Raw genomic sequence first — 12831 nt, forward strand, 5'->3', positions numbered from 1 at the left:
AGACAAATTAAACTCCCCGGTGACAGGCCTGGACAAGGCTTGATCGGTCTCGCCGCCCACCCGTAGAGACCGGAACGGGAGCGAACCGAAGCGCAGGAAAAATTTATTCTATAGATTAAATAAACAAAGCAAGGCTTGTCCTTTTAATTGAATGCCAGTGGCTTACGAGTACCGCTGACAATCGGTGACCCCTTGCCCATGACCTTGCTGGATGCCCAAAATCTTTCTCTTGCCTTCGGCTCGACACAGGCTCTGGCTGGAGCGTCTCTGACCGTCGATCGCGGCGAGGTCGTCGCGCTGATGGGAGCGAACGGCGCGGGCAAGTCGACGCTGGTTAAAATCCTGTCGGGCATTCATCGCGCCGATTCAGGCCGTATTCTATGGAGTGGCGCGGATTATCGCCCCGAAAGCCCCGCCGAGGCAACGGCGCGGGGCATCGTTACCGTGCATCAATCGACCGACGTCGTCGGGATCGCCGGCCTTTCGGTCGCGGATGCCCTGCTGCTCAACCAGTATGTTGACGGACGCCAGTCCTTCTTTCTGTCGAAACGTTCAGTGCGGCGGAAGGCGGAAGCGATCCTATCGGAAGCCGGCTTCGACTTGCCACTCGACCGCGATTTTGGCGATCTGGGCACCGCCGACCGGCAGATGGTCGCCATAGCCCGCGCCCTTTCCAATCAAGCGCAGCTGCTGATCCTGGATGAGCCGACCGCAAGCCTCTCTACGCGCGAAACGGCCCGGCTTTACGATATCGTCCGCCGACTGAAGGCCCGCGGCCTGGGCATTCTCTATATCTCGCACCGTACGGCCGATCTCGATGCGCTCGCCGATCGCGTTGATGTCCTGCGGGGCGGCCGCAATGTCGGTGCCTTCTCGCAGCCGATCGACTTCGACGCCGCCATCGAAACCATGATTGGCCGCTCTATGAAGGCGGCTCGCCCACATCGCCGTGAACAATTCGACCGGGCCATACTGGAACTTCAGGGTGTCCGGCTGCTTGCCGACAGCCCGCCGATCGATCTGAGGCTCCATGCCGGCGAGGTCGTTGCCATTACCGGCGTTCTCGGCGCCGGCAAGAGCCGGCTTCTGTCGACACTTTTCGGCCTTGAGCGCTTTGCCTCCGGCACGGCACTCCTGGACGGCATTGCATTTCAGCCCGGCTCACCCGCGGATGCAATCGCCCGCGGCGTCGTCATGGCCGCCGCTGACCGCCATCGCTCTTCTCTCATGCCATCGGACTGGCCGGGAGAGAGTATTGCGGCAACGATCAGCCTGCCGCATCTGAAACATTGGTATCCGTCGGGCTTCCTGTTTTCCGGGCGGGAAAGTCGCGAGGGAGAAAAGGCCATCCGGCGCCTCGGCATCAAGGCCCTCGGTCCTGAGGCATCCGTCTGGTCGCTTTCCGGCGGCAATCAGCAAAAGGTCGTGCTCGCCCGCTGGGAGGCGGAGCCAAGCCGGCTCATGCTTCTCGACGAGCCCTTCCAGGGGGTCGACGTCGGCGCACGCCAGGACATTATCGCGGCCATACGCGCCCACACCGACCGCGCCACCCTGATCGCAACATCCGATCCGGAAGAGGCGCTCGAAGTCGCCGATCGGGTGCTGTTGATGGAACATCATGGTCTCACAGACGTCGCTGACGCGGCCGCAGGCGACCGACAGAACAAGGAATATGCCTGATGAGTGAAGGTACCGCAGAAATCCCCGAACAGGTCAGGCCAGTAAGTAATACGGTTTCACCGCGGGAATTCGTGCGGCGAGGAGCAGTATTTATTCTCCTCCTTGCCCTTGTCATCATCTTCAGCTTCGCTCAGCCGGCCTTCATCAACATCAACAATCTGATGAGCATCCTCCAGGCGGTTTCGGTGGTCGCCATTATCGGTGCCGGCGTCACGGTGACGCTCGCCATCGGCGGCTTCGATCTTTCCGTTGGCGCGGTGGCTGCCTCCAGTGTCATGGCCGCGAGCTATGCGATGATCGTATGGGGTCTCAACGCCTATGAAACCGTGCCGCTGGTGCTTGCCTTCGGCGCGATCGTCGGGCTCGCCAATGCTCTACTGATCGTCAGGCTCAAGGTACCGGATCTTCTGGCGACGTTGGCCACCATGTTTCTCCTGACGGGGCTGCAGCTGATCCCGACGGCGGGGCGCTCGATCTCGGTCGGCTTGATCCTTCCCGACGGGACGACGGCGTCAGGCAGGGTCGACCCCGCCTTTTTAACAATCGGACGTTCTAGCCTGTTCGGCATCATTCCCTTTCCCGTCATCCTCATGCTGATCGTCGCACTCGCGCTCTATGTGCTGACCGAGCGTACGCGTCTTGGTCGCCTTCTCTACGCCACCGGCGGCAATGAAGCGGCGACACGGTTGGCCGGCGCCAATGTCGCCCACCTGAAGACCTTTGCCTATGTGCTCTCTGGTGTTCTCGCCTCTCTGGGCGGCATCATCGTCGCTGCCCGCGTCGGTCGAGGAGACGTTTCCTCAGGCGCCTCGCTGCTGATGGATTCCGTCGCAGCCTCGCTCATCGGCTTTGCCGTCCTCGGATTGCGCCGTCCGAACGTTCTCGGCACGACAATCGGCGCCGTCTTCGTCGGCGTGCTTTTGAACGGCCTGACGATGCTGAACGCACCCTATTACACGCAGGACTTTATCAAGGGCGCCGTTCTCGTCGGTGCGCTCGCACTTACCTATGGGATCAGCCGCGGCAAAGCGTGATCCCGCCATCCGTCCCAATCAACACTCAATGGATTTTCAATGATCAAATTATTCAAAATCATCGCTTCGGCCGTTGTCGCCGGCTCGCTTTTCATGACTACGGCATCGGCGGCGGGACTTAGCGGCGCGCCCGCTCCTTTCGATAAAAGAACCGTCAATATCGCCGTCATCAGCTTCCTTGGCAGCGGCGACTGGCTGCAGGCCTTCGAGGCCGGCGTCAAGCGGCAGGCGGATGCGCTTGGTGTCAACCTCACCGTATCGCAGGCCCGCAATGACAATGATACCCAGCGAAACCTCGTCGAGCAGGCGATCAATCTTGGTGTCGACGGCATCGTCATCAACAATGGCCGTCCCGAGGTCCTGAAGGATGTCGCGCAGAAGGCGCTCGACAAAGGCATCAAGGTGGTCGCCTACGACGTCAACCTCGACAATCCGCAAATTCCGCAGATCGAACAGAGCGACAAGGATATGGCCAAGCTCGTGCTCGACCAGGCCGTGAAGGATAAGGGTGATGGCTTTACCGGCGGTGCCGTCTACGTTGCCGGTTTCGCGCCGCTCGACCGCCGCTATGCGGTGTGGAAGGATTTCATTGCCAAGCACAATCTCAAGGAAAAGGCCGTATGGGGCGTGGTCAATGATACCGTTCCCGCCTCCGTCGCCGATCAGACGAAGGCGGTGCTGCGCGCCAATCCGGATATTTCGGTGATCTTCACGCCATGGGATGAATTCGCCAAAGGCGTGAAGCTCGCCATCGACGAGCTCGGCCTTTCCGGTCAGGTAAAGATCTATGGCGTCGATACCTCGACCGCCGATATCCAGCTGATGGTCGAGCCGGACAGCGCCTGGGTCGCGACCGCCGCGACGAACGCTGCCGTCGTCGGGGAAGTTTCCGTTCGCGCCGTTTCGCTCGCCATTGCCGGCCAGTCTCCGGGCCGCTCCGTTCTCCTGCAGCCGACGCTGATTACGCGTGACGATCTCATCAACAACAAGATCGGCACGATCGAAGAGTTGCAGCAGAAATTCCCGGCCTTCCTGAAAAGCGATGCCGCGACGGCTGCCTGGATCCCGGCGGCCAAGAACTAAGGCTTACCAGCCGCTTTCACAGGGGCCGCCGTCAAAGGCGGCCCTCTTTACTCTGTTTATGCATGAGAAGACCCATGGTGTCGACCGAACTGCCCAAACCCGACTTTGCCCGCAACATGACACTGATCGGCCATAGCGATATCGGCGGCCGTGGCGATGGGCTGCAATTGATGGTTCATCGCGGCTACGCCTATGTCGCCCATCCCTGGTCTCAGGGCTTCTCGATCGTTGACGTTCGCGACCCGAAAAGCCCGAAGACGGTCAACTACGTGCCGGCGCCGGCCAATAGCTGGAACATCCATCTGCAGACACATGACGACCTGTTGCTGGTCATCAATGCGCTCGATCTCTTTGCCGACGTGGAAACCTTCACGGACGAGAAGGCCTACTACACGCAGTCCGTCGGTGAGACCGTCGCCTCCAGAAAGCGTGAGCGCGCCTGGACCGCCGGCATGAGCGTGTTCGATATTTCCGTTCCCGACAGGCCGCGCAAGATCGGCCAACTGGATGTCGAAGGCGTCGGCTTTCACAGGCTATGGTATGTCGGCGGCCGCTATGCCTATGCCTCGGCGCTGCTCGACGGCTTTACCGACTATATCTTCGTCACCATCGACATGGCCGATCCAACCAGGCCCGAACTTGTCGGCCAATGGTGGCTCCCCGGCATGAACAGGGCGGCGGGAGAAACGCCTGATTGGGGCGACGGCAAGCGTTATGCCCTGCACCATGCACTCGTTCATGGCGACACCGCCTATGCCTGCTGGCGAGATGGCGGACTGACACTCCTCGATATCAAAGATCATTCCGCCCCTCGGCTCATCAAGCACCATAACTGGTGCCCGCCCTATGGCGGCGGCACGCATTCGCCGCTGCCGCTTCCCGGCCGCGATCTTCTTGTTGTGGCGGATGAAGCCGTGCTGGACAATGAGGAAGACGGCCGGAAACATACCTGGATCTTCGACATCCGCGTGCCCAAAAATCCGATCAGCATCTCGACCTTTCCGATCCCGGCCGAAATCGACTACGCGAAGAAGGGCGGTCATTTCGGCCCGCACAATCTGCATGAAAACCGGCCCGGCTCGTTCGTCTCCGAGACCTTGATCTTTGCGACATGGCAGAATGCCGGTATCCGTGCCTTCGATATTTCCGCCCCCTATCGTCCGGTCGAAACGGGCGCTCTCGTGCCCGCAGGACCGACTGTCATGACCGACCGCCGTCCCAGCCGGCCGAAAGTCATCCAGTCCGCCGACGTCTTTGTGGACGCCAGGGGTCTGATCTATGCGACGGATTACAATGCTGGACTTGAGATCATCGAATATGGCGGCTGACGCGAGAGCTTAGCTCCCGCAAAAGAGATCTGCCCGTTGGTTCGGGCAGATCCTTCAATCGTATCAGACGGCCTCGTCATGCGAGGGCTTTTCCCAAAGATTGATACCGCCTTCGACGGCATAACGATCGATCTCCGCGAGTTCCTCGGGGCTGAATGTGAGGTCGTTCAGGGCGGCCACGTTTTCCTCGACCTGACGCGCCGAGCTTGCACCGATCAAGGCCGACGTCACGCGCGGATCTCTAAGAACCCAGGCGATGGCAAGCTGGGCGAGCGACTGCCCGCGACGTTTGGCGATCTCGTTGAGCGCCCGGGCGCGATCGATGTTTTCCTCTTTCAAATGCTCCGGACGCAGGAAGTCCCCGCCCGGCCGGTTGACACGGGCATCCTGCGGAACGCCGTTGAGATACTTGTTGGTGAGCAAGCCCTGGGCGAGCGGCGTGAAGGCAATGATACCGGCTCCGACTTCATCCGTCGCGGCAAGCAAATCCTTCTCGACCCAGCGATTGAAGAGATTATAGGCCGGCTGATTGATCAGAAGCGGCACCTGTCGCTCCCTCAGAAGTGCTGCGATTTCGCGCGTCTTGTTGCCGGAATAGGACGATACGCCGACATAGAGCGCCTTGCCCTGCCGGACCGCCTGGGCAAGCGCATCGGCCGTTTCTTCCAGCGGCGTCTCCGCATCGAAGCGATGGGAATAGAAGATATCGACATAATCGACGCCGAGCCGGGTGAGGCTCTGGTCAAGGCTGGAAAGCAGCGCCTTCTTCGATCCGCCGCCTCGGCCATAGGGACCCGGCCACATCTCCCAGCCGGCCTTGGACGAGATGATGAGCTCGTCGCGATAAGCTGCCAGATCCTGTTTCAGGATATGACCGAAATTGATCTCCGCGCTTCCCGCCGGCGGGCCGTAATTGTTGGCGAGATCGAAATGCGTGATGCCGAGATCGAAAGCCTTGAAAAGGATCGACCTTTGGACATCGAGGGGCGTCGTATCGCCGAAATTGTGCCAGAGGCCGAAAGAGATGGCGGGCAATTTGAGGCCGCTTCGACCGACACGGCGAAAATGCGCCGAGTCATAGCGTTCCGGATCGGGGCGGTAGGTCATGATTTTTGTCTTTCTGTCGATCAAATTGGTGCGGGTAGCGATACGGGCACAGAATGGCAGAGAGGCATTCGATGAGAAGCCAATCCATATTTTTTATCGACGAAAGAAGAGAAGTTTTTTCCAGCACAATGAGTTTGCTAACCGAGCGCTTCGAGAACCGCGCCGATCTCGTTTCGGCATTCTCGCGAACCGCACAAAAATCTGCGATCGCCCATTCCTTTCCACCGGAACTGGGGGAGCCTCGAAGCATTCGAGCCGCATGCTTTACGCAATGCGGCTCGAACCTGCCTGCCCTTAGAGCAGCTTTTCCAATGTGATCGGCAAGTCGCGAACGCGCTTGCCCGTGGCATGGAATACGGCGTTGGCAATCGCCGGCGCCACGCCGACGATACCGACCTCGCCGACCCCCTTGCCGCCAAGTGCCGAGGCATTGAAATCCGGCACACCGACGGAGATCACCTGGATATCCGGAATGTCGGAATTCGTCGGCACGAGGTAGTCGCCGACATTGTTGTTGACGGTTCGCCCGTTGCGCTGATCGATCAGGCCCTCTTCGAGAAGCGCCTGGCCGATGCCCATGATGATGCCGCCGCGCCACTGGCTTTCGACCAGCTTCGGATTGTAGAGGCGGCCGCAATCGAAGGCGGAGACCATGCGGGAGACACGCACCGTACCGAAATCCTCGTCGACCCGCACTTCGGCGAAATGGGCGCACCAGCTGTGCATGGAATAATCGCCCATGGTCGGCCCTTGAACTTTAGCCATCGTGGTCCAGGCCTGAAGCTGCTCCTGTGCGTTCGCACCGTCAGGCAGGGTGTTGCGCCGGACTTCGATCTCCTCACGTTTCAGCGCGGACATCAGCTCGGCCAGAGTCAGCGATGGCGTCTCGCCGCGCGGTGCCACGATGCGCCCCTCGGTGAAATTCAGCGTGTTCGCGCCCGTCTCGCGGAAAGGCGAGTTGGCATCGCTGAGGGCAAGGCCGGTGAGTTCGTCGCGGGCCGCGACCGCCGCCTTGTGGACGGCACCCATGATCGATCCAGCCAGCATCGAGCCGCCAGCGATCGCCGATCCCGGCAGGCGTGAATCACCGAGATGGACGTCCACCTGATCGACCGGAATGCCGAAGACTTCCGCGGCGCTCTGGGCGAGGATGGTATAGGTCCCCTGCCCCATGTCGATGGCGCCGCTGACGACTTCGACCCGGCCGTTCCCGAGAATGCGGATCATCGCCTCGCTCGGCGCCCGGATGACCGGGAAGGTGCCGCAGCCGATGCCCCAGCCGATCAACGTCTTGCCGTCGCGCATCGAGCGCGGCGCGTGGCTGCGCCGCGACCAGCCGAAGGCTTCCGCACCTTCCGTTAGCGCCTCTCGCAGCCGGCGTGTCGACCACGGTTTGCCGGACTGATAGTCGTGATCGGCATAGTTCTTCAACCGAAGCTCAAGCGGGTCCATGCCGAGCTTGTAGGCCAGTTCCTCGACGGCGCATTCGATGCCATAGGCGCTCGGATTCTTGCCGGGACCACGCAGGGCACCGGGCGTCACGCTGTTGACCGGCACGACCCGATGCTGCGAGGAGAAGTTCTCCACCTTGTAGAGGATCGACGTTGCCGCCCCCGTCTGCTCCGGCCAGTCGGCATCGAGCGAGGTTTCGCTGGCGCCGCGATGGACGATCGCCTGTAGGATGCCATCCTCCGTCGCGCCAAGCGCGATCTTCTGTCTGGTCCCTGCGCGTCCGCCGTAACTCGTGAAATTCTGCGGGCGGGTGACCGCAAGTTTCACCGGCCGACCGAGCTTTCTGGCGGCCGCGACAGCCACTGCGCCATAGGCAAGCGGCTGCCCCTTGGAGCCGAAACCACCGCCGATAAAGGGCGAGATGATCCGGACATTCTCATAGGGCATGTCGAACCATTCCGAATACATGCGCGCCATGCCATGCGACCATTGGCTCGGCTCCCAGATGGTCAGCTGGTCGCCATCCCATTTCGCCGTCAGCCCGTGTGGCTCCATCGCGACGTGATATTCGCGCGGAGTGGAATATTCCGCTTCGATCCGTACCGGGGAAGCGGCGAGTGCAGCCTCGGCATTACCCCAGGCAACCGAGAGCGGCTCCATGAGCTTGCCCTCGCCGGCATTCGGATCGTTGAGATCGGCGACGTGCTTGCTCTCTTCATAGCTGATGCGCACCAGCCTGGCGGCTTCCGTCGCCAATTCCCTGCTTTCGGCAATGACGGCGGCAATCGACTGGCCGTTAAACTGCACCTCCCGCGGCAGCGGATAATACGGGCCGTCGGCAGGCTTGTTGCCGCCCCAATCAGCCGAAAGCTTGAGACCGAGATCGTCCTCCGGCGTCAGCACCAGCAGCACGCCCTGGATCGCGAGTGCTGCCGAAGCATCAACCTTGATAACGCGGCCAGCCGGAATCGTGCTCTGGATGAGGACGGCGTAGGCGAGGTTTTCGACCGGATATTCCAGGGCATAGGTCGCCGTACCCGTCACCTTCATCTTGCCTTCGAAGCGCGACTGACGACCGCCGACCGTGCCGTCGGAAGCATCGCCATGTTTACGGGGTTCCATCATGGTCATGCGAGACCTCCCACTTTGAAAATGGCGCGGGCAATGACGCGCGGCGCAAGTTCGATCTTGTAACGGTTGCCGCCATGATCGACGGCCCCCTCCATGGCCAACCGGCTGGCTTTTTCGACGACTTCCGAGGTGAGCGTCTTACCGATCAGCGCTTGCTCCACATTGCGTGCCCGCCAGGGCTTGGTGGCGACCCCGCCGATGGCAACGCGAATATCGCGGACCGTCCTGCCGTCGGCTTCAAGCTCGAGGCCGACTGCGGCACTTGCGGCAGCAAATTCATAGGACTGCCGATCGCGGATTTTGAGGTAGGTGGAGTTCCGGGCAGCGGCGGAGGCTGGAATAGTGACAGCGGTGATGATCTCGCCGCGCTGCAGGACGGTTTCCTTGTCCGGCGCATCGCCCGGAAGGAGGAAGAAATCATCGACGACAACTTTGCGGCTATCCGTCTCCACCACGGCATCGAATGCGACCAGAGCAACCGCCAGGTCGCCGGGATAGGAGGCGATGCAGGCCTCGCTCGTTCCAAGCACGGCGTGATTGCGGGTTACGCCGCCGATCGCCGAACAGCCGGAACCGGGATTGCGCTTGTTGCAGGCGGGAAAGGCGCCGGGATCGCGGAAATAGGAACAGCGCGTGCGCTGCAGGAGATTGCCCCCGATCGTCGCCATGTTGCGGAGCTGCGCCGACGCCGCCAGAGACAAGGATTCGGAAACGGCCGGGAAAGCTGCGCGGATATCCTTGTGATCGGCGACTTCGCTCATCCTGGCAAGCGTGCCGATCGTTGCACCATCGGCGGTAACGGTGATGCCGCTCATGCCGGAGAGATGAGTAATGTCTATGACGGTATCGGGCTCGCCGACACCGCATTTGGCAAGATCGAGCAGCGTCGTTCCGCCTGCAAGCAGCAGGGCGCCGGCCTGTTGCGCCGCCTGGGCAGCCTCCGCCGTCGATGTGGCACGCAGATAGGAGAAGTTTCGCATCATGCCACCTCCGCGGCCTGGCGCACCGCCGCAACAATGCTGTTATAGGCCCCGCACCGACAGAGATTGCCGGACATATATTCGCGGATTTCCGAATCCGAGCCGGCATGCCCTTCGCGAATGCAGGCAACCGCCGACATGATCTGGCCCGGCGTGCAATAACCGCACTGGAAGGCGTCCTGCTCGATGAAAGCCGCCTGGACCGGATGCAGATCGCCGGCTTCGCCAGTGAGCCCCTCGATCGTCGTGATCTCGCGACCTTCGGCCTGTGCAGCCAGCGTCAGACAGGATAGCACGCGCTTACCGTCAACATGGCAGGTGCAGGCGCCGCATTGCCCCTGGTCGCAGCCCTTCTTGGTACCGGTGAGGGAAAGATGCTCACGCAGCGCATCGAGCAGCGTCACACGTGGCTCGATATCGAGTTCGTGGCGCTGCCCGTTAATGTCGAGCGCGATATGGATGGTTCGTGTCATGATAAGCTCCTGCCATCGTCACGAAGATGAGACCTACGAAATCTAGTAGAAACTCTTCGTCGGTCTACCGGTTGCTGAGGGTTTCTTTCAGGAAGACGGGGCCGATGGGATTGTGCTGCCACGGTCGGCTCTCATCTGAATTGGGAAGCAGAGGACACCACGAATAAACGGAGGCGCCTCCGTTTAAATTAATGCCTGGCTTGTTTTCGTCAAGCCCCGACAGAGGGGCAAATCTTGAACCGATCGGAGGATGAGAAGAGCCTCTGCTGCTTGTCCTACGTCGCCCACCACTGCATGCCGGCGGAATCAGGGGATCGATCAGCGCCCATTCCCGGCCCATAAAATCACTTGAAACATGAAGCCCGTTTCAGTTATGCTCAAATCGAGCAATAGTAGAGCACATCATCGAAAACGCCGTTTTGTTTCAGCACCACAAGGAATCACAACCCGCTGTTATCGCTCAACTAGTTTTAAGTCGGGCTCGCAGGGACATGCTCGGCCTGTTCTGAATTCACCCAAGGAGGATTTTTCATGATCCATGAAATGCGCATCTATACTTGCTTGCCCGGCAAGCTGCCAGCGCTCCAGGAGCGCTTCGAAACGGCGACACTGGCGATCTGGAGCCGGCTCGGCATCCGCCCCCTCGGTTTCTGGACGACGATGGTCGGGCCCTCCAGTAACGACCTCATCTATTTCCTCGAATGGCAATCGCTGGAGGAGCGCCAGCGGAAATGGGCGGAATTCGTGGCTGATCCGGCTTGGAAGGAGGCTCTGGCAAGGAGCGAGACGTCAGGGCCGATCATCGCCAATATCGCCAGTTCGATCCTGCAGCCGACTAGATTCTTTCGCCCCTTTGTCTCCGTCGAGGCCGATGGCTGAAGACGAGTAGAAAATTGATCGATGAGATCTACGTCAAGATCCGCGGTGCGATCGCCAGCTGTGGAGAGGATGCGGTAGCTATCGAGAGAATCAGAAAGCCGGGACATGCCCGGCTTTCAAAATCTTTTCGGCAGGCGTGCTTGCCGCTTCCTGTTAGCCGTTCTGGTCGCTGCTATTGTCGGCAGCCGGTTCCTGTTCTTTTTCCTTCAGCACGTCCGTCAGCTTGTTGACGCCTTCAAAGCCGGCGACGGCGGCGGCGGCCTTCGTCAGGAAACCGGCATTCGGGTCGACAGCCTCAACGGCCTCGTCGGCAGCCACGGCACCTGCAACTTCTTCAATCAGCTTTCCGATACCCATTTCAAGCTCCTGATCGTTTTGTGTCAGCCGCAAATTGCGGCGATCGAGCGTTGCGAACACCTCGCAGCGGATGTTCAAAGGCCATTGCGAACGACCTCATCCCCTCCGGGTGCGAGACTGGATTTCCCCGGCTTCCGCCATTTAGGCAACCAAACTGAAAGCGGCCTTAGCCCGAGATGAAGCGAAGCTGATATCACGCAATCTCTACGGCACGCGCCTGCCCGCATTTGACACTTGCCGCCGTCAAGCCGTCACATCAGCCTAATAGGCCTGTGCTAAATCCTCCGGAATTTCGGACAATGCCAAACCGTTTGAACCTGGGAAATTTCCTGCCATGACATTCTCGCGCCGCGTCACGGCTCTTGCCGCATCCTTCCTCCCCTTCCTTTTCGCGCCGGCCTTCGCCGACTCCGACGTGCTCTGGAAGATCGTTCATGACAAGTGCGTGGTACAGACTGCACCCTGCCTTTCGGTGAATACGGCCGAGCACTACGCGATGCTGAAGGATCTGCGGGGCGTTGCGCAAGTTCTGCTGATTCCGACCGATAAGATCACTGGCATGGAGAGCGCGGCACTCCTCGATCCTGCAACGCATAACTTCTTTGCCGATGCCTGGGCCGAGCGAGCCGATGTCGATGTCCGATTGCCGCATGCGCTCCCGCGCGACGGCCTCAGCCTGGCCATCAACGCGCAGCAGGCTCGCTCGCAGAACCAGCTGCATATCCACGTCGATTGCCTGAGCGCCGATGCACGGGCAGCCCTCAAGGCCGATGCCGACCAGATCGGCACCGACTGGGCACCCCTTCCCGATACCATCGCCGGCCACAAGTTCTTGGCGGTCCGGGTTAAGGGCGAGACACTGGGCGACTTCAATCCGTTCCTGGCGCTCGCCAAGACATTGAAGGACCCGGCGAAGGAAATGGGCGATCACAATCTCGTGGTTGTCGGCGCCAATTTCGCAGACGGCCCCGGTTTCATTGTCCTCACCGATGTCGCAGTGCCCGGCATGGGCGGCGAGGACGTGCAGGATCACAGTTGCGCGATTACGCATTAAAATCAACATATTATGGCTTAGTACCGGGGCCGCATCGATCACCTCTTCGATCCGGCGGCCTCCCTTCGCGCGAGCGAAATGAGCCTGGAAACCGGATTTATGAATCCGGTTTCTAACGTCTATCGCCTTTCACATACTAATCTTTTTGATGCGGTCGGTTCAGTGTTATAGTCCGGGTTGTGAGCCTGAGCTATGCGTCATCCGTTCGTTGAGCATCCAGATCATCGAGCAGCACCGGCAATGAAGGTTCGCGATCGAAAGCCTCAGGAGGCG

At 60.4% G+C, this 12831-nt stretch carries 11 protein-coding genes; 6 read left to right on the forward strand and 5 right to left on the reverse strand.

The window, feature by feature from the left end; translation table 11 throughout:
• Positions 1-198: 198 nt before the first annotated feature.
• The 4 genes from AC13RE_RS22535 to AC13RE_RS22550 all read left to right on the forward strand — a co-directional run bounded on the left by AC13RE_RS22535 (position 199) and on the right by AC13RE_RS22550 (position 5125).
• Positions 199-1680, forward strand: a complete 1482-nt coding sequence (locus AC13RE_RS22535) for a sugar ABC transporter ATP-binding protein (RefSeq protein WP_488564585.1) — start codon at positions 199-201, stop codon at positions 1678-1680.
• Positions 1680-2714: an ABC transporter permease gene (locus tag AC13RE_RS22540; protein ID WP_488564586.1), complete on the forward strand. Its 1035-nt coding sequence runs from the start codon at positions 1680-1682 to the stop codon at positions 2712-2714. The genes AC13RE_RS22535 and AC13RE_RS22540 overlap by 1 nt, the downstream gene beginning before the upstream one ends.
• A gap of 39 nt (positions 2715-2753) precedes the next feature.
• Positions 2754-3797 carry a substrate-binding domain-containing protein gene (locus AC13RE_RS22545; protein ID WP_488564587.1) on the forward strand — a complete coding sequence of 348 codons (1044 nt, stop codon included), beginning with the start codon at positions 2754-2756 and terminating at the stop codon, positions 3795-3797.
• Between the two features lie 74 nt (positions 3798-3871).
• Positions 3872-5125, forward strand: coding sequence for an LVIVD repeat-containing protein (locus tag AC13RE_RS22550; protein WP_488564588.1), 1254 nt, complete (start codon positions 3872-3874; stop codon positions 5123-5125).
• Between the two features lie 63 nt (positions 5126-5188).
• Here the strand turns inward: AC13RE_RS22550 and mgrA are convergent, their stop codons facing one another.
• The 4 genes from mgrA to AC13RE_RS22570 all read right to left on the reverse strand — a co-directional run bounded on the left by mgrA (position 5189) and on the right by AC13RE_RS22570 (position 10268).
• Positions 5189-6232: an L-glyceraldehyde 3-phosphate reductase gene (gene mgrA, locus AC13RE_RS22555; protein ID WP_488564589.1), complete on the reverse strand. Its 1044-nt coding sequence runs from the start codon at positions 6230-6232 to the stop codon at positions 5189-5191.
• 294 nt (positions 6233-6526) lie between these two features.
• Entirely contained in the window at positions 6527-8815 is a 2289-nt protein-coding gene (locus AC13RE_RS22560) for a xanthine dehydrogenase family protein molybdopterin-binding subunit (RefSeq protein ID WP_488564590.1), read from the reverse strand.
• A complete protein-coding gene (locus AC13RE_RS22565) occupies positions 8812-9795 on the reverse strand; it encodes an FAD binding domain-containing protein (protein ID WP_488564702.1) in 984 nt (327 codons plus the stop codon). Before AC13RE_RS22565 ends, AC13RE_RS22560 begins: the two co-directional genes overlap by 4 nt.
• On the reverse strand, positions 9795-10268 hold the full coding sequence (locus AC13RE_RS22570; protein ID WP_132719191.1) for a (2Fe-2S)-binding protein: 474 nt from the start codon (positions 10266-10268) through the stop codon (positions 9795-9797). The genes AC13RE_RS22565 and AC13RE_RS22570 overlap by 1 nt, the downstream gene beginning before the upstream one ends.
• Positions 10269-10799: 531 nt before the next feature.
• Between AC13RE_RS22570 and AC13RE_RS22575 the strand changes: the two genes are divergently transcribed.
• Positions 10800-11147, forward strand: coding sequence for an NIPSNAP family protein (locus tag AC13RE_RS22575; RefSeq protein ID WP_488564591.1), 348 nt, complete (start codon positions 10800-10802; stop codon positions 11145-11147).
• Positions 11148-11300: 153 nt separating this feature from the next.
• Here the strand turns inward: AC13RE_RS22575 and AC13RE_RS22580 are convergent, their stop codons facing one another.
• Positions 11301-11504 carry a hypothetical protein gene (locus tag AC13RE_RS22580; RefSeq protein WP_112336114.1) on the reverse strand — a complete coding sequence of 68 codons (204 nt, stop codon included), beginning with the start codon at positions 11502-11504 and terminating at the stop codon, positions 11301-11303.
• A 334-nt stretch (positions 11505-11838) separates the two neighbouring features.
• Here AC13RE_RS22580 and AC13RE_RS22585 point away from each other — a divergent pair, with 334 nt between their 5' ends.
• Positions 11839-12558, forward strand: a complete 720-nt coding sequence (locus AC13RE_RS22585; protein WP_132719187.1) for a CDP-diacylglycerol diphosphatase — start codon at positions 11839-11841, stop codon at positions 12556-12558.
• The last annotated feature ends 273 nt before the right edge of the window (positions 12559-12831 follow it).

Source organism: Martinezella sp. CNPSo 3959, from assembly GCF_057784355.1.

Bases quoted from the DNA above. Each gene is read 5' to 3' on its own strand.
- AC13RE_RS22535 (WP_488564585.1), top strand. From the start codon at position 199: ATGACCTTGCTGGATGCCCAAAATCTTTCTCTTGCCTTCGGCTCGACA.
- AC13RE_RS22540 (WP_488564586.1), top strand. From the start codon at position 1,680: ATGAGTGAAGGTACCGCAGAAATCCCCGAACAGGTCAGGCCAGTAAGT.
- AC13RE_RS22545 (WP_488564587.1), top strand. From the start codon at position 2,754: ATGATCAAATTATTCAAAATCATCGCTTCGGCCGTTGTCGCCGGCTCG.
- AC13RE_RS22550 (WP_488564588.1), top strand. From the start codon at position 3,872: ATGGTGTCGACCGAACTGCCCAAACCCGACTTTGCCCGCAACATGACA.
- mgrA (WP_488564589.1), bottom strand. From the start codon at position 6,232: ATGACCTACCGCCCCGATCCGGAACGCTATGACTCGGCGCATTTTCGC.
- AC13RE_RS22560 (WP_488564590.1), bottom strand. From the start codon at position 8,815: ATGACCATGATGGAACCCCGTAAACATGGCGATGCTTCCGACGGCACG.
- AC13RE_RS22565 (WP_488564702.1), bottom strand. From the start codon at position 9,795: ATGCGAAACTTCTCCTATCTGCGTGCCACATCGACGGCGGAGGCTGCC.
- AC13RE_RS22570 (WP_132719191.1), bottom strand. From the start codon at position 10,268: ATGACACGAACCATCCATATCGCGCTCGACATTAACGGGCAGCGCCAC.
- AC13RE_RS22575 (WP_488564591.1), top strand. From the start codon at position 10,800: ATGATCCATGAAATGCGCATCTATACTTGCTTGCCCGGCAAGCTGCCA.
- AC13RE_RS22580 (WP_112336114.1), bottom strand. From the start codon at position 11,504: ATGGGTATCGGAAAGCTGATTGAAGAAGTTGCAGGTGCCGTGGCTGCC.
- AC13RE_RS22585 (WP_132719187.1), top strand. From the start codon at position 11,839: ATGACATTCTCGCGCCGCGTCACGGCTCTTGCCGCATCCTTCCTCCCC.